Annotated in this window: 22 protein-coding genes; 5 read left to right on the forward strand and 17 right to left on the reverse strand. The window is 30.1% G+C overall.

All coding sequences use genetic code 11. From position 1 onward, the window contains the following. Positions 1-11 precede the first annotated feature (11 nt). The 12 genes from CRN98_RS02825 to CRN98_RS02875 all read right to left on the reverse strand — a co-directional run bounded on the left by CRN98_RS02825 (position 12) and on the right by CRN98_RS02875 (position 13,847). The gene (locus CRN98_RS02825; RefSeq protein ID WP_097025910.1) at positions 12-779 is read right to left on the reverse strand and encodes a CheR family methyltransferase; all 768 of its coding nucleotides are present in this window, start codon (positions 777-779) and stop codon (positions 12-14) included. 3 nt (positions 780-782) lie between these two features. Continuing rightward, the gene (locus tag CRN98_RS02830; protein WP_097025911.1) at positions 783-1,862 is read right to left on the reverse strand and encodes a protein-glutamate methylesterase/protein-glutamine glutaminase; all 1,080 of its coding nucleotides are present in this window, start codon (positions 1,860-1,862) and stop codon (positions 783-785) included. 15 nt (positions 1,863-1,877) lie between these two features. Continuing rightward, positions 1,878-2,366 carry a chemotaxis protein CheD gene (locus tag CRN98_RS02835; protein ID WP_097025912.1) on the reverse strand — a complete coding sequence of 163 codons (489 nt, stop codon included), beginning with the start codon at positions 2,364-2,366 and terminating at the stop codon, positions 1,878-1,880. A 259-nt stretch (positions 2,367-2,625) separates the two neighbouring features. Then, positions 2,626-3,081, reverse strand: coding sequence for a chemotaxis protein CheW (locus tag CRN98_RS02840; protein ID WP_097025913.1), 456 nt, complete (start codon positions 3,079-3,081; stop codon positions 2,626-2,628). Positions 3,082-3,091: 10 nt separating this feature from the next. Further along, positions 3,092-4,894, reverse strand: a complete 1,803-nt coding sequence (locus CRN98_RS02845; protein WP_097025914.1) for a DUF342 domain-containing protein — start codon at positions 4,892-4,894, stop codon at positions 3,092-3,094. A 111-nt stretch (positions 4,895-5,005) separates the two neighbouring features. Beyond that, positions 5,006-5,821: an aminotransferase class IV gene (locus tag CRN98_RS02850; protein WP_097025915.1), complete on the reverse strand. Its 816-nt coding sequence runs from the start codon at positions 5,819-5,821 to the stop codon at positions 5,006-5,008. A gap of 6 nt (positions 5,822-5,827) precedes the next feature. Continuing rightward, positions 5,828-6,520, reverse strand: coding sequence for an HAD-IB family hydrolase (locus tag CRN98_RS02855; protein ID WP_242960792.1), 693 nt, complete (start codon positions 6,518-6,520; stop codon positions 5,828-5,830). 84 nt (positions 6,521-6,604) lie between these two features. Then, positions 6,605-6,946: a DUF1292 domain-containing protein gene (locus CRN98_RS02860; protein ID WP_097025916.1), complete on the reverse strand. Its 342-nt coding sequence runs from the start codon at positions 6,944-6,946 to the stop codon at positions 6,605-6,607. 228 nt (positions 6,947-7,174) lie between these two features. Continuing rightward, positions 7,175-7,303 (reverse strand): hypothetical protein, encoded by a 129-nt coding sequence (locus tag CRN98_RS18015; RefSeq protein WP_278335396.1) that lies wholly within the window; start codon positions 7,301-7,303, stop codon positions 7,175-7,177. Positions 7,304-7,605: 302 nt separating this feature from the next. Next, on the reverse strand, positions 7,606-11,133 hold the full coding sequence (gene nifJ / locus CRN98_RS02865; protein WP_097025917.1) for a pyruvate:ferredoxin (flavodoxin) oxidoreductase: 3,528 nt from the start codon (positions 11,131-11,133) through the stop codon (positions 7,606-7,608). A 537-nt stretch (positions 11,134-11,670) separates the two neighbouring features. Next, the gene (locus CRN98_RS02870; RefSeq protein WP_097025918.1) at positions 11,671-12,096 is read right to left on the reverse strand and encodes a flavodoxin; all 426 of its coding nucleotides are present in this window, start codon (positions 12,094-12,096) and stop codon (positions 11,671-11,673) included. 671 nt (positions 12,097-12,767) lie between these two features. After that, positions 12,768-13,847, reverse strand: coding sequence for an undecaprenyldiphospho-muramoylpentapeptide beta-N-acetylglucosaminyltransferase (locus CRN98_RS02875; RefSeq protein ID WP_097025919.1), 1,080 nt, complete (start codon positions 13,845-13,847; stop codon positions 12,768-12,770). Between the two features lie 192 nt (positions 13,848-14,039). On the opposite strand from CRN98_RS02875, the gene CRN98_RS02880 reads away from it, so the two are divergent. The 4 genes from CRN98_RS02880 (at position 14,040) to CRN98_RS02895 (ending at position 15,149) form a co-directional block, all read left to right on the forward strand. Beyond that, positions 14,040-14,234, forward strand: coding sequence for an alpha/beta-type small acid-soluble spore protein (locus tag CRN98_RS02880; RefSeq protein ID WP_097025920.1), 195 nt, complete (start codon positions 14,040-14,042; stop codon positions 14,232-14,234). Positions 14,235-14,338: 104 nt separating this feature from the next. Next, positions 14,339-14,533 (forward strand): alpha/beta-type small acid-soluble spore protein, encoded by a 195-nt coding sequence (locus CRN98_RS02885; protein ID WP_097025921.1) that lies wholly within the window; start codon positions 14,339-14,341, stop codon positions 14,531-14,533. A gap of 102 nt (positions 14,534-14,635) precedes the next feature. Continuing rightward, a complete protein-coding gene (locus CRN98_RS02890) occupies positions 14,636-14,830 on the forward strand; it encodes an alpha/beta-type small acid-soluble spore protein (protein WP_035310723.1) in 195 nt (64 codons plus the stop codon). Positions 14,831-14,957: 127 nt separating this feature from the next. Next, positions 14,958-15,149: an alpha/beta-type small acid-soluble spore protein gene (locus CRN98_RS02895; protein WP_097025922.1), complete on the forward strand. Its 192-nt coding sequence runs from the start codon at positions 14,958-14,960 to the stop codon at positions 15,147-15,149. A gap of 47 nt (positions 15,150-15,196) precedes the next feature. Here the strand turns inward: CRN98_RS02895 and CRN98_RS02900 are convergent, their stop codons facing one another. The 5 genes from CRN98_RS02900 to CRN98_RS02920 form a co-directional block, all read right to left on the reverse strand. Continuing rightward, on the reverse strand, positions 15,197-17,575 hold the full coding sequence (locus CRN98_RS02900; protein WP_179631881.1) for a PAS domain-containing sensor histidine kinase: 2,379 nt from the start codon (positions 17,573-17,575) through the stop codon (positions 15,197-15,199). Positions 17,576-17,716: 141 nt separating this feature from the next. Then, positions 17,717-19,489, reverse strand: a complete 1,773-nt coding sequence (gene recJ / locus CRN98_RS02905) for a single-stranded-DNA-specific exonuclease RecJ (protein ID WP_097025923.1) — start codon at positions 19,487-19,489, stop codon at positions 17,717-17,719. Positions 19,490-19,609: 120 nt separating this feature from the next. Next, positions 19,610-20,155: a hypothetical protein gene (locus tag CRN98_RS02910; protein ID WP_097025924.1), complete on the reverse strand. Its 546-nt coding sequence runs from the start codon at positions 20,153-20,155 to the stop codon at positions 19,610-19,612. A 216-nt stretch (positions 20,156-20,371) separates the two neighbouring features. Beyond that, positions 20,372-20,605 carry a hypothetical protein gene (locus CRN98_RS02915; RefSeq protein ID WP_097025925.1) on the reverse strand — a complete coding sequence of 78 codons (234 nt, stop codon included), beginning with the start codon at positions 20,603-20,605 and terminating at the stop codon, positions 20,372-20,374. Then, positions 20,595-21,455 carry a hypothetical protein gene (locus CRN98_RS02920; RefSeq protein ID WP_097025926.1) on the reverse strand — a complete coding sequence of 287 codons (861 nt, stop codon included), beginning with the start codon at positions 21,453-21,455 and terminating at the stop codon, positions 20,595-20,597. Before CRN98_RS02920 ends, CRN98_RS02915 begins: the two co-directional genes overlap by 11 nt. A gap of 217 nt (positions 21,456-21,672) precedes the next feature. On the opposite strand from CRN98_RS02920, the gene CRN98_RS02925 reads away from it, so the two are divergent. After that, positions 21,673-22,905: an aminopeptidase gene (locus CRN98_RS02925; protein ID WP_097025927.1), complete on the forward strand. Its 1,233-nt coding sequence runs from the start codon at positions 21,673-21,675 to the stop codon at positions 22,903-22,905. The last annotated feature ends 11 nt before the right edge of the window (positions 22,906-22,916 follow it).

Consider the following 22,916-nt stretch of genomic DNA (forward strand, 5'->3'; position numbering starts at 1 on the left):
TTACACCCTCCCTATACCTTTCTATAAATAAAGGTTGAAGTTTTTTCAAAACCAAATTCTTTATAATTGTATATACTTTCAGTAGCCCCTACAAAAAGGAGTCCTCCTTTTTTTAAAGAAGCATGAAATTTTTTATATATTTCATCCTTTATATCTGAATTAAAATATATAACTACGTTTCTACATACAATAAGATCAAAGTTTGATTCATAGTTATCTAAAATAAGATCATGTTTTTTAAATTTAACCATACTTTTTATTTTATTATTTACTACATACTTGTCTCCTATTTGAGTAAAGTATTTTTTAATATCATTTTTACTAACATTTTTAATTTCAGATTCTACATATTCTCCCTTTTGAGCTCTTTGCAGAATAGTACTATCTATGTCTGTGGCCAAAATGCTGTGATTTCCATTTGGTGCTACTTCATCAAGTATCATAGCTATGGAGTAGGGTTCTGCCCCTACGGAACATGCGGCACTCCAAATTTTTAAATTTTTGTTATTAGGTAAAAGTTCTGTTCCAATTTTATTTTTTAAATCATAAAATATTTCAGGGTTTCTAAAGAATTCCGATACATTTATCGTTATAAAATCTAAAAACTTTTGCCTTTGATCCGCATCTTTTTTCAAAATATCAATATATTCTTCTACAGAATTTACTCCTACTCTTGACATTAAACTTAAAAGCCTTCTATGCAGCTGAGTTTCTTTATATGCTGAGAGGTTTATTCTAAATTCTTTATATACCCATTGTTTAAAATATTCCAAGTCCATATTTTACCTCCCATTCCTCTTAACTAATTTAACTATTTCGGAAGCTACTTTATCTAACCTTAAAACCATATCCACCATACCTGTTTCAAATGCTGCCTTTGGCATACCATATATTATACTTGTAGATTTATCTTCCGATATGGTTATTCCTCCATTTTTTTTAACTTCTATAGTACCTTCTGCTCCATCTTTTCCCATACCAGTAAGTACTACACTTAATAATTTTTCCTTATATACAACTGCTGCAGATTTAAAAAGTTTATCTACTGCTGGTCTAACTCCCCAAATTGTAGGTTCTTTATTTAAGTGTATTTTTTTATCCTTTCCTACTTCCATATGAAAACCACCTGGCGCTATATATACTACATTATTTAAAACTACTTGACCATCATAAGCCTCAACAACTGTAATTTTACATTTGGTATTTAACCTTTCAGCAAATGCTTTAGTAAAGGTAGCTGGCATATGCTGAACCACAAATACAGGAATTCCTAAATCATCAGGCAAATTTGATACCACTTCATGAAGTGCCTTTGGCCCTCCCGTAGAAGTTCCAATAACTAACGCTGCTACTTTGTTTGTAAATGCCTTTTTAGGGATAGTTTTATTCTCTTCATTCAGTTCTATTGACAGTTCCTTTGATATACTTCTTATTTCTTCAAAACTACATCCATCTTGACACTTTTCATATGCTAAATTTATTTTACTTATGAGCTCATTTTCAACCTTGTCTATATCTAATGAAATAGATCCAGAAGGCTTGGCTATAAAATCAAAAGCTCCATTTTCCAAGCATTCCATGGTAAGTTCTGAACATTCCTTAGAAATACTACTTAAAACTATTACAGGAATATTTATATTTCTTCTTTTTAATTCTTTTAACGCCTCAATACCATTCATTATTGGCATTTCTACATCTAATGTTACTACATTTGGTTTTATATCTTCAAGTTTTTTCAAAAAATCCTGACCATTTCTTGCAATTCCCACAACTTCCATATTTTTTTCAGAATTTATCATATCAGAGATAATTTTTCTCATCAGTGCAGAATCGTCTACTACTAAAACTTTAACTTTTCTCACGGTATATCAGCTCCATTAAATTTCTTTTATTCCAATACCTACTGTTTTAATTTGTACTGTTCCAGTTTTTAAGTCAAGTATCATAGTTCTGCCCTTATTTCCTCCAGTATCTTCTGCCAAAATAGGTATGGATAATTCCTTTAATATATTTTTTACTGCAATGCTGTTTCTTCCACCTATATCCATATTCATACTTTTATCAGAAAAGCTAAACATGGAAGCTCCTCCTGCTATTTTAGCTTTTAAATTTCTTTTAACTGCCCCTATTTTTTGCATTTTTTCTACTAAAAGAGGTATTCCTAAATCTGCAAATTTAAGCGGATTTGATACATTATTAAATTGAGTACTATCTGGAAGCATTATGTGCAGAAGTCCCCCTACATTATTTACTTTATCATACATAGCTATACCTATGCATGAACCAAGCCCTACTGTTATTATCTTGTGAGGGGACAAGGCCGCATCCATATCTGCAATTCCAACCTTATATTCTATTACTTCCATAGCATGCACCTTTCATAAAAACTTGTTAAATATTTATAACATCATTAATAATTTATATAAATTACATATGTATGAAACATCTCAATGAATTGAGATGTGCTGATTTATAACGAAATTATAAATTTCTATAAATCATGCATGAAACATCTCAATGAATTGAGATGTGCTGATTTATAACGAAATTATAAATTTCTATAAATCATGCATGAAACATCTCAATGGATTGAGATGTGCTGATTTATAACGAAATCATAGATTTCTACAAATCATGCATCTGACGTTTTTCATCCTCTGTAAGTATTGCTCCTAGATTTAAAAATATTATTATTTTTTTGTCTATCTTTATAAGACCCTTAATATATCTTTTTGAGATTCCTCCAACTATTTCAGGAGCATCTTCTATATTTTCCTTTTTTACATCCTTCACTTCTAACACCAAGTCAACTATTATACCTGTTTTATAATTATCCTGTTTTGCAACTATTATTTTAGTATCTGCTGATTTTTCTTTACTTTCTATTCCAAATTTTTTATTTAAGGATATTACAGGTAAAATATTTCCTTCATAATTCATTACTCCTTTTAAAAACTCAGGTGAGTCTGGAAGCTTTGTAGGCTCCTCATATCCTAAAATCCTTTCAATTTCCATTATATCTGTAGCATAATAATTACTACCTACACTAAATATAAGAATTTTTAATTCCTTATTATCCATTATAGTCCTCCTATAACATCAATTTATCAACAATTAACTCTCCCTTATCATCTAAATATGCATGAACATCTTTACTTGGTGCATTTATTAAAACTTCTCTATTTCCTATTACACATACTGTGTTTGTATATGCTATATCACACCATATACTTCCATGACGTTCTACCATAAGTGTAGTCTTAACTCCACCTTCACTGCCTACAACTTTGCATTTTATTTCATTTTGGGCTTTTAATGTTCCCCCTCTTGAAACAGCTTTTTGTCCTATAAAGTATATACTTCCATTTGCAATTATATCTGAAACATACTGACCCTTTCCAGTAATTATTACATCTCCTGTACTCTTTATACGAGAATCTTGTAAATATGCGAGTTTAATATTCACTGGAAGTATAAATGAACCATCTATTCCACTTATTATACTCTCTATACATTTTATAATTACATCTAACTCTGAATAATGTTTCACATTTACAGGCGCTAATCCCATTAATTTATGTTTCATAAGCGGAATAAGTTCTTCTTGCCCTTTCATATCTCCTGTAATTTTTATATGACTAATAATATTAAGGCAAACTTTATTTAAATTTTTAAACTTAGTTTCAATAAGTGCTTTTAATATTTCGCCATCTTTTCTCCCATTACCTAAAATATTAAATTTCTTTATTTCTCCTATGCTATTTATAATATCAATCAACATAGATTTAAGCGCATTTAAAGTTTTTACATATTGAAGCTTGTCTACATTTACTCCACCAGCAAAGATTGTACTAGATACTGCATTTCCACCAATTTCTATATTTCCTTTAGCAATAATAGATGCTCTATAGACGTCTTTATGAATAGTTACAGAATTCCCTGCCTCTACCTTCATGCCCTCTTTTACACTACCAAATATGTCTATATCTCCTGTAAACTTGACATCTCCGGTTTTTAAATCTACATCCGATTTAATTTCATGTATAGAATATACATATATTATGCCGCCTTTTACACAGGGCTTTCCTTCTATAGTAGCTATAATTACATTATTATCCTTAATGGTACACCCATTTCCTAATTTAATTTTTATCTTTTTTCCTGTCTTATGCTTTTTAACCTTACCCATTACATCTTTTCCATCATGTCCTGGCTTTCCAAAATGTTTTATAGCTATTACAGACCCCTTTTCTACTGACTTTATATTACCTATACTTTTAAAATCAACATTGCCATTTTTATCTTTTTGAAAGTTTATCTGATCATCACTTACAGAAAACTTATATTCCATATAATCGTCTTCTTCATCTGCAGGGCAAACCCCTTCTGCTATTAAAACTTCCACGCAACCTTCTTCTACATATTTTGCTATTTTTTCCTCTATTATATCACAATTAATACCTTTTTTGGATAACTCTTCTTTAATTTCTTTTGCTGTGTATTTTATAGGCATAATTTTATCTTTTATAGTTTTTTGTAAGGTAGCGCTATTTCCCTCTTCTACATCTTTTAATTTATAAATAAGCTTTGGCTCATAAGCTATACTTATATAAGCCTGCATTTTATCCGCAGGCATAAATATACTTAAATGTCTTTCAGGAAGATTGTCATCTTCTAATTCCATATCTATTACACTATCTTCATACACTTCAACCCTACCATGTGCTAGTTCACCATTTATTTTTACCTTAATGGAATTATCTATTATAAGACACGCTGCTTTATCATTTCCATTGGGGTTTTTAACCGTTATTTTTCCATCCTTAATCATTACACTACCGTTTATATCCATAGCTGTATTTGTTTTTGTGGCTATATCTGTTATTGTTTCCATACAAAATTCCCCCTATTTAAGTTATTATTTAAATGTATTTAAAATAACTTATACCACATCACACTATAGCTCAGCTCTTTTCTATAGTTATCGTCATTATTATCTCAATCTTTATTTATTTTTATCAATATATCTCAAAATCTTGTTATTGTAACACTCCATAATATATTTTACGATTGCATTTTCAGCTGAATTAAGCTTATTATTTCCTATTTCATTTATAGGAAGAACATCAAATGGAGTACTAGATAAAAATGCTCCTTTTATAGAATTTAACTCCTCCGCCTTTATACTCTCCTCTATGATATTTATATTATTTTCACTGCATATATCCATTATTGTACTTCTAGTTATCCCTGGAAGTACTCCCGCTATAGGTGTTGTATATAACTTCTCACCCTTTACCAAAAATACATTTGATTTGCTCCCTTCAGTTATATAGCCATCTTTATCCACTAGTATCGCCTCATATATATGCTTTTCTTTTATAAATTTATCTACTTCTTCTCTAAAAGATAAATTTAAAACCTTTGCATTTGGGTTTATTCTTTCCTTATAAAATAAATCAGTTTTTACTCCTTCTTTATATTGATGTTCCTTTGGAAAATTAGCCTGTTCAAAATAAGCTACAAATAACTTTTCATCAAAATTCAATACAAATTTTATACTTCCTTCTTCTACTTTATTTATAGATATAAGTTCTTTAAGTCTTTTAGTTATAATTTCATCATTTAAAAATATTTCAAGGCCTGTGAGCTTTCCTGAATTATGAAGTCTTTGTAAATGCTTTTCTAGAAATAATAGAGTGCTTTCTTGAACTTTTATTACTTCGTAAAGACTTTTTCCATATTTAATATATTCTTCTTTAAACTCTTCCGTGGTAACCTTTTCATCATCCTTTAAAAAAAACTTACCATATGCATACATAAGTTTTCACCTCCAAGTGAGTTTTTCAATACTTTCATGATTTTTCCTATAGTTTATTAGATAAGGGTTTCCGACTAATTTAAACAATGGAAGGTCTGACAATGAATCTGAGTACATATAAGAATTCTTAAAGTCCACATTCAGGTTTTCTTCCTTTAATACTTGCATTAATCTTATTACTTTTTCTTCACCCTTGCAGTTTTTTCCTTCTATTTTTCTTCCATAAATACCATCTTTACAAGTAAATCGAGTTCCTATTATCTTATCTACTATGTCTATATTATACAACTCATTTAAGTAAAATTCTGCAGATGCAGAAATCAAATATATTTTGCATCCTTTTTCTTTTAAATTTCTCATTGTATTTATGGCATCTATATAAAGTATCTTACTTAATTTTTCTTCATAAAACTGTTTCACTAAGACTTTCATTTCTTCTTCTTTTATACCATCAATAAATTTTATAAAACTTTCCTTAGAAGCATGTGCGTCATATATCTTAAAGGCATAAAGTATACCTGTTATTAATACTTTAGGTAAAAATCTTATAAGTTTTGGGTTTTTACTTAACATAAATTTATAAAATTCTATCAAGGTTTCTTTCTTAGTTAAAGTGTAATCCACATCAAATATTGCAAGACGAACCTTTTCCTCATTATTATTAATGTCTATTGCAGTTTCAGTTTTCTTGTTGTCCAAAGTAAAGCCTCCTTCTTTTAAATGCAAAGGTTAAAGGTTAAAGGTTAACAAAAAGAACCGTATCAACGGTTCTTTTTAAGTAAATTATTTTTCTTGTTCATCACAAAGTGATTGATAATAAGCTGATACTTCATCAAATTCTTCGTCTTCTGGTATAACTAGTTCTCCCTCTTCTCCTTCTCCAACGATCTTGAAAAGATATACTGAACCATCTTCTGGATTTTGTACTAATGCATATTCATTATCTTTATACTCAAATCCATCTACAACTTCACAAGCAACAGTGTTGCCGTTTTCATCTTCTAGATCTACCATTAAAGCTTCATGGCCGTGATCATCGCCACATCCACATCCGCATCCTTCATGTTCCTTTTCATGGTCGCTTCCGCATCCACATCCGCATCCAACTTCTTTTTCTTTATCCATATTTACTCTCTGGTCATATAAATATAACCAGATTGTCACCTCCTTTTTAGTTATGCTATAATTCTAACCTTTATTTAGTAATTTTAAAAGAGTTTTTTTAAATTTTCTTTAAAAAATCAGCTAAAAACAATCATTTTCTTAAAAATAATATTATTTTTTATCATATTGGCATAATTATTAATACAAATTAATAGACAGAGGAGTTTATCCCCTGTCCTTTGTAACTTCTTAGAATATTTTTTTGATGTTATCCACTAGTTTTTTTACTCCCTTTTCCATGCCATTTGTCATGCCATTCATAGGGTTACCTTTTTTCATCTTCGTGTTTCTCATCTTCATCATATTCTTAAAGCCCAAGCTAACCATCTCCTTTTTTACTTCCTGTGTGTTATCAAAGAAAGTTATTTGAGATATATTTGAGGAAGTTACAATAATAGTATTTGCTTTTTTTTAAATGATATTCTATATCTTAATAATATTTTTTTGTTAATTTATGTATCTTTTCTAATGTGTAAAATGCTCTATTTTCCCATTTTATTATTAATTGCTTCAATCTCTTCCGAAGTTTAATTCTTAACACTGTAAAAAGTGAACCTTTATATATAATAAAAAAAGAGAAGCCCGATTACTCGGTCTTCCCTTCTTTATATAAGCTTTGATTAGAATTCGTAGTTAGCTAATCTCTTGTATCCATCATATCTATCTTTAGCATCTGTTTCAGTCTTAGCATATAATTTATCTGCTACTTCTGGGAATGCTTTCTTTAATGAAGCGTATCTAACTTCGCCCATTAAGAAATCTTGGAACTTAGTCCAATCTGGTTCTTTGGAGTCAAGTACAAATGGATTCTTACCCTGTTCTTTAAGTTCTGGGTTGAATCTGTACATCTGCCAGTAACCACATTCAACAGCTTTCTTCTGTTCAGCTTGGCTAGCACCCATACCAGCTTTTAATCCCTGGTTAATACATGGAGCATAAGCCATTATTAATGATGGTCCGTTGTAAGCTTCTGCTTCTTGGATAGCTTTTAATGTCTGATTTTTATCAGCACCCATAGCTATTTGTGCAACGTATACGTATCCGTAGCTCATTGCCATCATTCCAAGATCTTTCTTTCTTGTCTTCTTACCTGAAGCTGCAAACTTAGCGATAGCTGCAGTTGGAGTAGATTTTGAAGACTGTCCACCAGTGTTTGAGTAAACTTCTGTATCATATACAAATACATTTACGTCTTCTCCAGTAGCAAGTACGTGGTCTAATCCACCGTATCCGATGTCATAAGCCCATCCGTCTCCACCAAATATCCACTGAGACTGTTTTACTAAGAAGTCTTTGTTTTCGTACATATCTTTTACATCTTCGTTTGAATCTTTAGCTGCTTCAAGTAATGGTAATAACTTGTTAGTAGCTTCTCTTGAAGCTTCACCGTTATCTTTAGTATCTACCCATGCCTGTAAAGCTGCCTTTAATTCTTCACTTACGTTTCCGTTTATAGCTGCTTCTGCTTTAGTAGCTAATCTTTCTCTTAACTGTTGAACTCCAAGAGACATACCTAAACCAAACTCAGCATTATCTTCGAATAAGGAGTTAGCCCATGCTGGACCCTGACCTTTTTCGTTGATTGTGTATGGAGTTGCAGGAGCAGATCCTCCCCAAATTGATGTACATCCTGTAGCGTTAGCAATCATCATTCTGTCACCAAATAACTGAGTTATAAGCTTAGCATAAGCTGCTTCTCCGCAACCTGCACATGCTCCGTTGAACTCTAGTAATGGCTGTTCAAACTGACTTCCCTTAACGTTCATTTTGTTCATTGGGTTTTCTTTCTTAGATACTGTTAATGCATATTCCCAATTGCTTTGTTCTTTTAACTGTGTTCCAGCTGGCTTCATGATAAGAGCCTTTCCTGGAGCTGGACATACGTCAGCACAGTTTCCACATCCTGTACAGTCAAGTGGAGTTATACCCATTGCATAAGTTAATCCCTTGAATGTAGCGCCACCTTTAGCAGCAACCATAGTGAATCCTGCAGGAGCGTTCTTAGCTTCTTCTTCATTTAATAAGAATGGTCTAATTACAGCGTGAGGACAAACGTATGAACACTGGTTACACTGTATACATTTATCTGCTTGCCATTCTGGTACGTTAACTGCTATACCTCTTTTTTCGTATGCAGCTGTTCCATTTGGGAAAGTACCATCTTCATATCCATTGAATGCTGAAACAGGAAGCTTGTCTCCTTCTTGTCTGTTCATAACATCAACGATATTCTTTATGAAATCTGGTTTTGCTTTTTCTTCTTCTACAAATCCTTCAGTTGTAGTCTTCCATGATGCTGGAACTGCAACTTCATGAATTGATTCAACACCTAAATCGATAGCAGCGTTGTTCATGTTAACAACTTTTTCACCCTTCTTACCATAAGAGCTTACAACTGCGTCTTTTAAGTATTTAACTGCATCTTCAACTGGAATTATGTTAGCTAATTTGAAGAAAGCAGACTGCATGATCATGTTGATTCTTGCGCCTAATCCGATTTCCTGGCCAATTTTAACAGCATTAATTGTGTATAATTTAATGTTGTTGTTAGCTATGAAATTCTTCATGAAAGCTGGTAATTGAGCATTTAGCTCTTCATCTGACCATATGCAGTTTAATAAGAATGTTCCATTTTTCTTTAATCCGTCAAGAACATTATATTTATGAACGTATGCTTGATTATGACAAGCAACGAAATCTGCTTTATTTATTAAGTAAGGACTCTTTATTGCCTTCTTACCAAATCTTAAGTGAGATACAGTTATACCACCGGATTTCTTAGAGTCATATGCAAAGTATCCTTGTGCATACATGTCTGTGTGATCTCCTATGATCTTTATAGCACTCTTGTTTGCTCCAACAGTACCGTCTGATCCAAGACCCCAGAACTTACAAGCTGTAGTTCCTACTGGTGTAGTATCAACGTCTGGTCCCATATCTAATGATGTGTTAGTAACGTCATCAACTATACCTACTGTGAATAAATCCTTAGGTGCATCTAATTTTAAGTTTTCGAATACGGAAATCATGTGTCCTGGTAATGTATCTTTTGATCCAAGACCATATCTTCCACCAACGATAACTGGCTTTACTGTTTCATTTGTATAGAATGCAGCTTTAATATCTAAGTATAAAGGTTCGCCAATTGATCCTGGTTCCTTAGTTCTGTCAAGAACAGATATCTTCTTAACGCTCTTTGGCATAACAGCCATTAAGTGTTCTACTGAGAATGGTCTGTAAAGATGAACTTTAACAAGACCTACTTTTTCTCCTTGAGCCATTAAGTAGTCTATTGTTTCTTCTATACAGTCACATACTGAACCCATAGCAACTATTACTCTCTCAGCATCTTCAGCTCCGTAGTAGTTGAATAGTTTGTAATCTCTTCCTGTTAATTTGTTGATTTCATTCATGTATCCTTCAACAACTTGAGGAATTGTGTTGTAGAATTTGTTTGAAGCTTCTTTTCCTTGGAAGTATACGTCTGGATTCTGAGCTGTACCTCTAGTTACTGGATGATTTGGGTTTAAAGCTTTTGATCTGAAAGCTTTAACAGCATCCATGTCAACTAATTTAGCTAACTCATCATATTCTAATACTTCTATCTTCTGAACTTCATGAGAAGTTCTGAATCCATCAAAGAAACTCATGAAAGGAACACTAGTCTTTATTGTTGCAAGATGAGCAACTGCTGCTAAGTCCATAACTTCCTGAACACTGCTTTCAGCAAGCATTGCAAATCCTGTCTGTCTTGCTGCCATAACGTCAGCGTGATCTCCAAATATGTTTAAAGCATGAGTTGCAAGAGCTCTTGCACTAACATGGAATACGCTTGGTAATAATTCACCAGCAATTTTATACATATTAGGTATCATAAGTAAAAGACCTTGTGATGCAGTATATGTAGTAGTTAATGCACCAGACTGTAATGAACCGTGAACCGCACCAGCAGCACCAGCTTCTGATTGCATCTCCATAAGTTTTACAGTTTGTCCAAAAATATTTTTCTTTCCTTGAGCAGCCCATTCATCAACATGTTCTGCCATTGGGGATGAAGGAGTGATTGGGTAAATTGCTGCAACGTCAGTGAACGCGTAGGATATATATCCAGCAGCGGTATTACCATCCATAGTCTTCATTCTTCTCATTAAAAATTCCCTTCTTTCTATATAATTTTAAAGTATATATAATTAAATTAAAATTTTGTAGAATATTCCACAAAACTTTTTAAACAAAATTAATGCTTTACATTTCTAAGAATAACTTCTTAAAAAAATATCCCAATTAATTGAGATACGCTATTTTATAGCTAAATTATAAATTTCTATAAAGCATGTAAGGTATCTACTTTATTTAATATACAACAAAAATATAGATATGTAAACCTTCTTAGTGGCATATTAATGCAAAAATTTGTTCTTAAATATGCTTTTTTTCCGTTTTAACTCATTTTTCTATTTTTTTAATGTATGTTTATTTTTTAACAAAATACTTACAAGTGATATTATAGCACAAAAAATTTTTTTATGTAGTAGTTTTTAGCAAAAAATTAAGGTATTAAGTTTAATTTGAAGATATTTGGAAAATCATTAAGCAAACAAAAATAGAAACATCTCATTAGCTGAGATGTTTCTATAACTCAAGAACTTCGAAATCAACATTATCTTAAAATGTATAGATTTCTTTTATTGTGCTATCTTTTTCCCAAGTTCTACTGCCTTTTGAATTTCTTCTTCTGATGGTGTTTCTTTTACTGCAAATTTTTCTATTACATTAAAATCATAATCCTTCATCTGTGCTTCCCAGCTATTTAAGAATTCTCCATTATCCCATCCATAAGATCCAAATAATACAACAGGCTTTTTATTTACTGGAAGTAATTTAAATTCCTCTATAAATGGTTCCATTTCCTCTTGTTCTACTCTGTTATTATCCATGGATGGACTTCCAAATGCCACTACATCTGCTTCTAATACATCCTCTACTTTTGCATAATCTACATGTTTTATTAAAACCTCTCCACCAGCTTCTTCAGCTCCTTTTGCTATATTATTAGCAAGCACCTCTACATTTCCACTATAACTCCAATATATTACAGCTACCTTTTTCATTAATGAAACCTCCTTTTACTTTTTATAATTTTATTAATAAAAATCTAGCTATTTTATTTTGTCATTAATTTTAAATTTTATTACCTTTTAGAAATAATGCGACATTTTTAATGTTGAACGCGTCGTATGAGATTTGCATTTAGGAAAGCAGTTCACTGCGCAAAGAAGCTCTAATATTTCTGACTTTAAATCACCTAAATTTTCTAAACTCGCTGTCGCTCAGACAGTAGAAAATTTTTAACGGTGGTTTAAAGTCAGAAATAAAGAGCTTCTAGTTGCTTGTTCAATGCTTTCTACAATGCAAATCTCATACTTATGTTCAACATTAAAAATATTATTTATCTAACTTTCTACTTATTTATTGTAAGTTCTTATAACTTGTCTGGCTGTCGCCTTAAAAGATTTTTATTTGGTAAACCTGAAATAAAGACATTTTTAATGATGAATGCAGTATGGGATTTATATCGTAGAAAGCATTGAATGAGCTTTAAAACGGTTTTATTTATAAATCTGAAATATCGTTAAGAGCCTTCTATTGTCTGAGCTGAGGCGAGTTTAGAAGGCTTAGATATTTTAGATTTATAAATATTAGCCGTTTTTAGCGAAATGAACGCTTTCTTATATATAAATCCCATACGGAATATTCACCATTAAAAATGTCACATTTTCTATTAACTTCTCTTCTTGCAATATTTATCTATAAGTGAAACTATATTTTCAATTCCATCTTGTACAGGGCTATTTTTCATATTTTCTATATATATATCTTTATTTTCATACAAGTAATTAATTTTATCTAAAAGATTTTCCTTACTAGTATTTTCTTCTTCTAATACAATACTGTATCCACTTTTTTCAAAGGATTTAGCATTTAATATTTGATCTCCTCTACTAGATTTTTTAGAAAGAGGAATCAATATATTAGGCTTTTTAAGTGCTAAAAGCTCAAATATAACATTGGCTCCAGCCCTTGAGATAACTATATTTGCAGAATTTAAAAAATGAGAAAGCTCTTCTTTTACATACTCATATTGCCTATAACCTTCTTTACCCTCAAGAGATTTATCTAAATTTCCATTACCACATATATGAATAACATTAAATTTTTTTAAAAGTATATTCAATATGTTTCTTACATTATCATTTATAAACTTGGAACCTAGACTTCCCCCTATTATAAGTATTATAGGTTTATTATCCTTAAAACCACATATTTCAATAGCTTTTTCACGACTGCCTTTAAAAAGTTCCTCTCTTATAGGTGTTCCTGTAAGTACACCTTTTTCTCCTTTGATATATTTAAGTGATTCTGGAAATGTAACGCATATTTTTGTTAAGTAAGGAGTTGAAATCTTATTTGCAAGGCCCGGAGTAATATCTGATTCATGAGCTATAACTGGTATTTTATTAAAATATGCTCCTATAACCACTGGTACTGCTACAAATCCTCCCTTAGAAAAAACTATATCTGGTTTTTCTTTTCTCATTATATTAAAAGCATCTGCTACTCCTTTTAGAACTTTAAATGGATCAGAAAAATTTTTAAAATCAAAATATCTTCTAAGCTTTCCACTAGATATACTGTGATACTTTATTCCTTCCTTTTCTATTATGCTTTTTTCTATACCATCTTTACTTCCTATATATTGAATTTCATATCCAATCATCTTTAATTTAGGTATTAAAGCTACATTTGGAGTTACATGTCCTGCTGTTCCTCCGCCAGTTAAAATTATCTTCTTCTTTGCCACGTCTACACCTTCTTTTAGAATAATTTCTCTATAATTTTATATTATTCCCATGCTCTTGTCTATGTTTCTATATTATAAAAAGAATTTTTTAACAATATATGTACAAAGTGTTTATCTTACCTTCAACTCACTAATATAATTATTTGTAAGCTGGATAAGATAATATTACAAAAGTAAAAGGAGGTAATAAAAATGGCAAACAGAAGTAACAGATTAGTAGTTCCAGAAGCTAAAGAAAGATTAAACCAATTCAAGATGGAAACTGCTAGAGAATTAGGTGTTAACTTAACAGAAGGTTACAATGGAAACCTTACTTCCAGAGAAAATGGTTCAGTTGGTGGATACATGGTTAAAAAGATGGTAGAACAGTACGAAAGAAATTTATAAGGACATAACTAAAATATAATATATATAATATTTGGTATCTTGTAAGAAAATTAGTCTTAGGAGATGCCGCCATTCGAAAATTTATTCTAAGGAGGTGAAAGGTTATGGCAAGTAGAGGAAATAGAGTAGTAGTTCCAGAAGCTAAGGAAAGATTAAACCAATTCAAGATGGAAACTGCTAGAGAATTAGGTGTTAACTTAACAGAAGGCTACAACGGAAACCTTACTTCTAGAGAAAATGGTTCTGTTGGTGGTTATATGGTTAAGAAAATGGTAGAAGCTTATGAAAGAAACTTATAATAATAACTATTAAAATATAGGTGCAATATAGTTTATGGATTATCTATAAGAGTAATATCTTATAGATAGCCCTACAACTTATATTCGAGGAGGTAGAAAATTATGGCAAGCAGAGGAAATAGAGTAGTAGTCCCAGAAGCTAAAGAAGGTTTAAATAGATTCAAAATGGAAACTGCTAGAGAGTTAGGTGTTAACTTAACAGAAGGCTACAACGGAAACCTTACTTCTAGAGAAAATGGTTCTGTTGGTGGTTATATGGTTAAGAAAATGGTAGAAGCTTACGAAAGAAATCTATAATACCATAAGACATTAAACAAAAGTTGACACCTTAGGATAAAATACACTATTAGCAATCTATAAGGCTTAGATTTAACCTTACTAGAAGTACTATATATGTATTCTATATTTAAGGAGGTAGAGACTTATGGCAAGTAGAGGAAATAGAGTAGCTGTTCCAGAAGCTAAAGAAGCTTTAAACAGATTTAAGATGGAAACTGCTAGGGAACTAGGAGTGCAGTTCTCCGATTACAATGGAAACCTTACTTCAAGAGAATGTGGTTCCGTTGGTGGAGCAATGGTTAAAAAAATGGTAGAAGAATATGAAAGAAATCTATAAATAAAGAAAAGGAGTTTGCACTTTGGCAAACTCCTTTTTTCTTTATTTTAATACACATCTGACATTTCAATATTTAGTATATCATCAAAATTATCAGATAAGTTTACATATTGAGCACAGCTACTCTTTCCATTTGAATATCTTTTAAACTTTACTGCAAATTCAGATCCTTTTCTTTCCTCACTGATTACTTTAATAGATGCATTCATTGCTTCCACAAACTTTTTAACTACTGCAAGTCCAAGCCCTGTTCCCTCTGCTCTTCTAGACAATGAGCTATTTACTTGAGAATACCTATCAAATATTATGCTTATTTTATCCGCTGGGATTCCAACACCTTCATCCTTAACTTTTAAAACAAAAAATTCTTCTTCCACTTCAAGATTTACATATATATGTTTATTTTCAGCAGTATATTTTATAGCATTAGATAAAAGATTTAAAAGAATTCTCTCAAATTTTTCTTTATCTATCAGTACACTACATTCTTCTTCATTTGTATCAAATATTATATTTATTCCTTTTCTTTGAGCATAGTATAAACATGAATTTACTACATTTTCACTATGCATAACTACATCAAAATTCACATTGTTCAAAGTTAAAAGTCCTGCATCGGCCTTTGAAATATCCATCATATTATTAGTGAGCTTCAAAAGTCTGCTAGAATTTTCTCTTATCCTAGTTAATGTTTTATCTATATTAGGAGTAACTTCTCCATTGTATACATCATAAGCAAGTTGTAATGAGCCATATATCATAGTTAAAGGAGTTCTAAGTTCATGAGAAATTATATTGAAAAATTCATCCTTTAATTTATTTACCTTTTCTAACTGAATATTATGATTTATTTCTTCTGTTACATCCAGCACGTGTATATATATGGTTGTATTTCCATTCTTACCTTTATAAGGAGAAACTTTTGCCTTATAGTATTTCTCTCTTCCCTGATAATCTTTAACACATAACGGCGGAAATATCTGCGCCTCTCCACTCTCTGCTATTTTACTTAAACTTCCTATAACCGTACTTTCTTTAAATACATTATATATGCTTTTATTAATCATCATAGATGCATTAATTTCTCTTTTTGCAATTAAGCTTACAAGTTCCTCATATTTTTTATTTAAGAGCTTGTACTTACATTCAGGATAATCCAGTACTGCAATAGGCACATCTAATGTACTTACTACATTTTCTACAAATAGTGCCTGCTCTTCTGCTATTATTTGATTAATCCTTTTTTCTGTTACATCAGTTAAAGTTACAACGGTATGTAAAAGTTCCCTATTGGTTTTGAGTATTGGGCTTGTATTTAATTCTATATATTTTATATTTTGGGTAGACTTTTCAGTAAGTTTTAACATCAAATCCTTTATAGGAAGTCTATTTTTATAAAACTCATTATAAAACCACTCTATAGTTCTACCCTTGTTTTCTTCTATAGATATATCATATTTTCTTATTATATTTTTAAAATCCATAAGTTCTATATGCCTAAGCCCTGTTATTTCATATACAGAACTGCTACATAAAGTAATTCTATCTTCTCTATCTATAACCACTATACCTTCCGATATATTGTTTATCACATCTCTTAAATGACGAAGATGATCTTTTTCTCTATTTCTCAATGTCTCTATAATATCACACTTGGTTTTGAGTTCAGTTGAAACCTCTAAATACTTATTTTTTTCTTCTTCCTGTCTTAGTTCCTGTAAATATCTTTCAGTTATAATTTCACATATTACAATTGAACCTACAACCTCATCTTTGTCAAATATAGGATATGAAGATATGGATGAGTATTCAGTTTTTCCTTGGTTAAAGTATTTTATTACCTTATTTTCAACTTTTCTTCCTTCTGCAAGAGTTATATATGGTGGAAATTCTACTATTTTTAAGTCATTATCCTGTTCATTTTTAATATTATAATATTTTATAAACTCAAATGCATTTTTAATATAAGTTGAAGTTTCATTTCCAAAAAATTGATAAGCAGCCTTATTTAAATAATTTATTTCTCCAGATTTATCTGTTATATATACTACATAAGGAATAGATTCTAAAATAGTTGTTGTTAACTCACACTTATTTAAAACTTTTTGTTTCGTATTAAATACAGGCTTTTTTATTTGATATAAAAATAATTGTACCATATCTTTATAAGTACTTACTGTTATATTAAAAAAGCTTCCTGGAAACACTTCAAATTCTGGTATGTATCTCTCTTCTCCATCATCTGCACATGCATTTATTATTTTTAATATTGCTAGTGGCATATCTATTATATTAAGTTCACCTTCTGAAATATCTTCACGTTGTTTTATTATGCTCTCTATAACACTATTTTTATATTTTACGTCTAGGGTTTCCCTATCTAGTATTACAACTCCAAAAGGGAGTCCATCAAACCTGCTTTCCATATACTATCCCCCAATTTAGTTAGATAAATTACTACTTTATTATTCTATTAAAATTCTCAATTTCCTTCTAGCTTTTTGTATTTTTTAGTAAACCGGTTAAATTTTCTAAAATATCTTATCTAATTTACCTTTTAATCTGATTTATTTACCATTGATTCTATAATCAACTATTCTTAATTGCGGAGTTATATATCCATTATAGTCATTTAAGTTTGGATAAAATATAAAATCCATCTTTAAATTTTTAGGATTATTTATAATATCTAAATAATCATCACCAAAGTATTGTTTTAAATACTCTTTAAATTCATCTCCCTTTCCGAAACACAACGCATCAATTTTATTATAACTTCCATCAATTTTCAAGGAGAACTTTAAAGTATTTTTATCTTTTCCTATAAAATTTATCTTATATATGCCTACATTTCTTTCTGCAAACACTGGAGAAGCATTTCCTTTTCCAAAGGGCTCTAAAACATTAAGTTCTTTTATTAACGAAACACATACTTCACTGAGCTTCATTTTTCTATCTATAGATATTTTAGGAATTAAATCCTCTTTTGTAAGAGCACAGTTTTCATTTAATCTTCTTCTTAAAAGTTCTATATTTTCTTCTTTTAATGACAACCCTGCCGCCATCGGGTGTCCTCCGAATTTATCTAAAAGGTCCTTACATTTTAAAAGTTCCTCAAACATATTATAGTTTTCTATAGATCTTCCTGATCCCTTTGGCATTTCCTTACCTTTAGTAAGTATTATAGTAGGTAAATTATACTTTTCTCTTATTCTTCCTGCTGCAATTCCTGCTATGCTCTCATGTACATTTTCCTTATATATCACTAGTACCTTATCATTTTTTAGTGATGAGTTTTCCACAATACTTTCTATTTCCTCAACACTTTTAATAGTCATTTCTTGCCTTTCCATATTAAGTTTATGAAGCTTTATTGCTAAATCCTTTGCTAATTCTTCATCTTCTGCTAAAAGGAGTTCCACTGAAAGCTTTGCTGTTTCAAGCCTACCTGTAGCATTTATACATGGTCCTATTATAAAACCTATATGATAAGAATTAATATCCTCCTTATTTATTGTGGTTTCTTTTATTATTGCATTTAGTCCTATATTTTTTGTATTTCTTATAAGTTTTAATCCATTCTTAGCAATAATTCTGTTTTCATCTACTAAATCCACCACGTCACATATGGTTCCTATTGCTGCATACTCTAAAAATTCCAAAGTTTCATTTTCTGGAATGTTAAATACTGAATAAAGCGCCTGTACAAACTTAAATGCTATTCCTGCTCCACATAACAATTCAAAAGGATACGTACAATCCAATCTCTTAGGATTTATCACCGCATCAGCACTTGGAAGTATGTATTTTCTTTCCTCATTTTCTTCCTTAAAAGTTAATTCATGATGATCTGTTACAACCACCTTCATTCCAAGCTCCTTTGCATAAGCTATTTGATCTATGGCAGATATTCCATTATCACAACTTAAAATTACCTCTACGCCTTCTTCCTTTAGAAGCTTTATTCTCTCTAAATTCATTCCATATCCTTCAGCTTCTCTATCTGGTATGTGATATATAAAATTTCCTCCTAGTCTTTTTAGCGCTTTATATAGTATTACGGTACTTGTAACTCCGTCAGCATCATAATCTCCATATATTGCTATTTTTCTTCCCATATCTATTGCTTCTTTTATTATATCTACACCTTTATCCATATCTATCATAAAAAACGGATTATATAAATCTTTTAAAGATGCATCTACAAATTTCTTTATATCCATTGAAGTTTTTATTCCTCTATTTATTAGCACATTTACTATGGTTTCATTTATTCCTATTTCTTGTGCTAAAGATTTTACATTAAAACCAGTGCACTTAAGCATCCATTTACTTTTCAAAAAATCACCCCATTAAGATTATATAATAAAATTTCCTTAAAACAAAAGAATAATCTCCAATCATTAATCCCTATTAGGTAATTCAATCACCACTAGAGACTATAAATTGGAGATTAGAGATTAATGATTATTTGTTAAAGCTTCCATATACTTATCACTTTTATATATGTTCATACATTCTTTTAAAGTATCCATTCGCCCTGATATCAAATTTTTTTTAAAATATTTAAGTACTTCTATATCAATAAATTCTGTATCCTTTAGTAAATTATATATGCTATTATTATCGAGTTCACTTTCAATATCCTTGATATCTCTTTTTAAGCTTTTTAATCTATCTAAATTTATTCTTTTAAATAATTGTTTATATAAAATTCCTGAAACAAGTATAACAGCTCCCATATACATAAGCATAGTGGAAAAATTATATATATATATTTCTGACAATTCCTTATTAAATATAAATTTTACTATTTGTATATAAACATTGGAATTTCTATGCCCAAAGAAAGCTACTACAAACATAACAGTAGATATTGCTATGGCTGCCTCCATGACATCTTTACCCTGAGACTTAAGATGCTTAATTTTACTTCCCTTTGACTTTTTCTCATGCAATAGCCTTATTAAGTTTTCTAGATGAATTATCATACTTTCCTTATCCATTTATTTTTTACTCTTCCCTCCATATTAATTATTATTTCATATACCTAATATATTAAAAGCTTCCTTTTAATATACGAGAAAAGAGATTATTTATAACGCTAATAAATGTAGTGAATAAAGCCAAATTTTACTCATTTCTTGGTACAATAGCTTTTTTCAGTGATAACTCTAACTTCTTTCATGACTTTTTCCTCTTTCGTTAATAATTAGTACATTTCATTTTTCATTATTATTACTACTAACATTATTATTACTACTAACATCATTATAATAATCCAATACTTTTTTCAACTGTAAATTATTATTATTTTCTACCTCTATTCTTTTTTCTAAATATTCTAAGTGCTTTTTTTTTCTCATTACTTCTTTTAGTATAATATCTAATATATCTTTCATGTCGTTTAAAAGCCTATCCATAGACTCATATACTTTTTTACTATCATGAGCCATTTATTTCTTCTCCCCTTTTATGCTTTTCTAACATTTCTATATCACATTTCCATGCTGCTACGGCTTTAACATATCTTTCATTATTTTTTCTCAGCTCTACAAGATAATTTAAAAGACCTAATATATGGTCAATACCAAGCTCTGGAATGGCCTTGTACAAGAGTATTTGCTTTCTTTCTTCTTTATTTAATTTAGATACATTATATCCCAATTTATATAGTTCACTCTTTTTATTCAAGCTATCAAAATAAGTATTGTCCTTTGTTAAATTATCTTTGTCTTCATTTGCTTTATAAAACTTTCTTTCTATATCTACATCAACCTTAGATTTAAATTCATTTTCCTTTGGAGTTCCTATTTTTATAATCTTTTCCCCTATTCTTTTTTCAATTTCTTTTTTAAATGTACTATTTATATAATGAAGTTTGCATTTTGTACAATATAAAACAGGACACTCTATAAATGCTGAAATGCTTTGTTCATATTTATTTTTAAACAATCCAAGCCATACTATATCTAAATAAAGATCTTCCTCACATTTTTTACACTTTTTATGATTTTTTTCGATATAATCAATACTCCATAGCTTTGTGTAATTATTTATATTTTCAGTCTTTGCATCTATTATTGAATTTTTCTTTAAAGGATGTATTTTAACTTTAGATAAATTCTTTTTTAATGATTTTTGTTCTTTTAATATTTTTATAAGTTCTGTTTTTTTTCCCTCTATTTCATAATCCATGCGAATTAATTTATTTTTTAAAGCTTTTATATATTTTTCTAAATACTGCTTAAGCTCATAAATTCCATAATCACCTTTATTCTTAACTTTATCTTCTCTGTCGTCCATCTCCTTCCCCTCTTTTAACTTTCTATACTACTAAAGTATTTAAAAATTGTAAATTTAAGTACAGTTTTTAAGAAAATCGCACGCATTTTTCTAAATTGTGGTATTATAATAAGAAATATATTTGTTATTATTAAGAAAACATCTCAATTAATTGAGATGTGCTGATTTATAACGAAATTATAAATTTCTATAAATCATGCATGAAAGGAGTCTATAAATGGAAAACAATGAAATACTTAAGAAATATGCTGCCTTAGCTGTAAAAGTTGGAGTAAACATTCAAAAAGGCCAAACATTAATCTTAAATTCTCCTATTGAATGTGCACATTTTGCAAGAATGATTAGTGAAACAGCTTTTGAAGAAGGAGCCAAAGACGTAGTTATCAATTGGAATGATGAGATTTCCTCTAAAATAAGATATATGAAAGCTCCTGAAGAGATTTTTGATGTTGTGCCTGAATGGCAAAAGGAATTTTATACCTCATATGCAAGAGAGGGTGCTGCCTTTTTAAGTATATCTGCATCTGATCCTGAAGTTATGAAAGATGTAAACCCTGAAAGAATAGCAAGATTCCAAAAATCTAGACGCAGCGCATTAAAAGAATATAGCGATAGGCTTATGAGTAATAAAAATACTTGGTCTATAGTATCTGTTCCTACCGAAGCTTGGTCAAAAAAGGTTTTCCCAGGCGTTTCAACTGAAGAAGCCATAGAAAAAATGTGGAATTCCATATTTAAAATTGTAAAGGTTGATAAAGAAGATCCTGTAGCTGCTTGGGAAGAACATAAAAACACCTTAGAAAAAAATATGAAAATATTAAATGATTATAATTTTAAATACTTATATTACAAAAATTCTATAGGAACAGACCTAAAAATAGAACTTCCAAAAGGTCATTTATGGCTTGGTGGAGCTGATAAAACTCAAGATGGTATAGAATTTATAGCAAATATGCCTACAGAAGAAGTATTTACTCTTCCATTAAAAACAGGAGTAAATGGTATTGTTGTAAGCTCAAAGCCATTAAATTGTAATGGGAATTTAGTTGAAAACTTTTCTCTTACTTTTAAGGATGGAAAAATAGTAGATTTTAAAGCTGAAAAAGGATATGATTCTTTAAAACATCTTATAGAAACAGATGAAGGTTCTCATTATTTAGGTGAAGTTGCGTTAGTTCCACATGATTCACCTATTTCAAATTCTAATATAGTATTTTTCAATACATTATATGATGAAAATGCCTCTTGCCACTTAGCTATAGGAAAGGCTTACCCTGTATGCATAAAAAATAGTGACCATATGAGTGAAGAAGAATTAGAAAAGGCTGGAGTTAATATTTCTTTAGTACATGATGATTTCATGATAGGAACAGCTGATTTAGAAATTACAGGCGTAACTTATGATGACAGAGAAATACCTGTATTTAGAAATGGGAATTGGGCATTTTAAAGGCGGTGTTT

Source organism: Clostridium peptidivorans, assembly GCF_900205925.1.
Classification (GTDB): Bacteria; Bacillota; Clostridia; order Clostridiales; family Clostridiaceae; genus Clostridium_AK; species Clostridium_AK peptidivorans.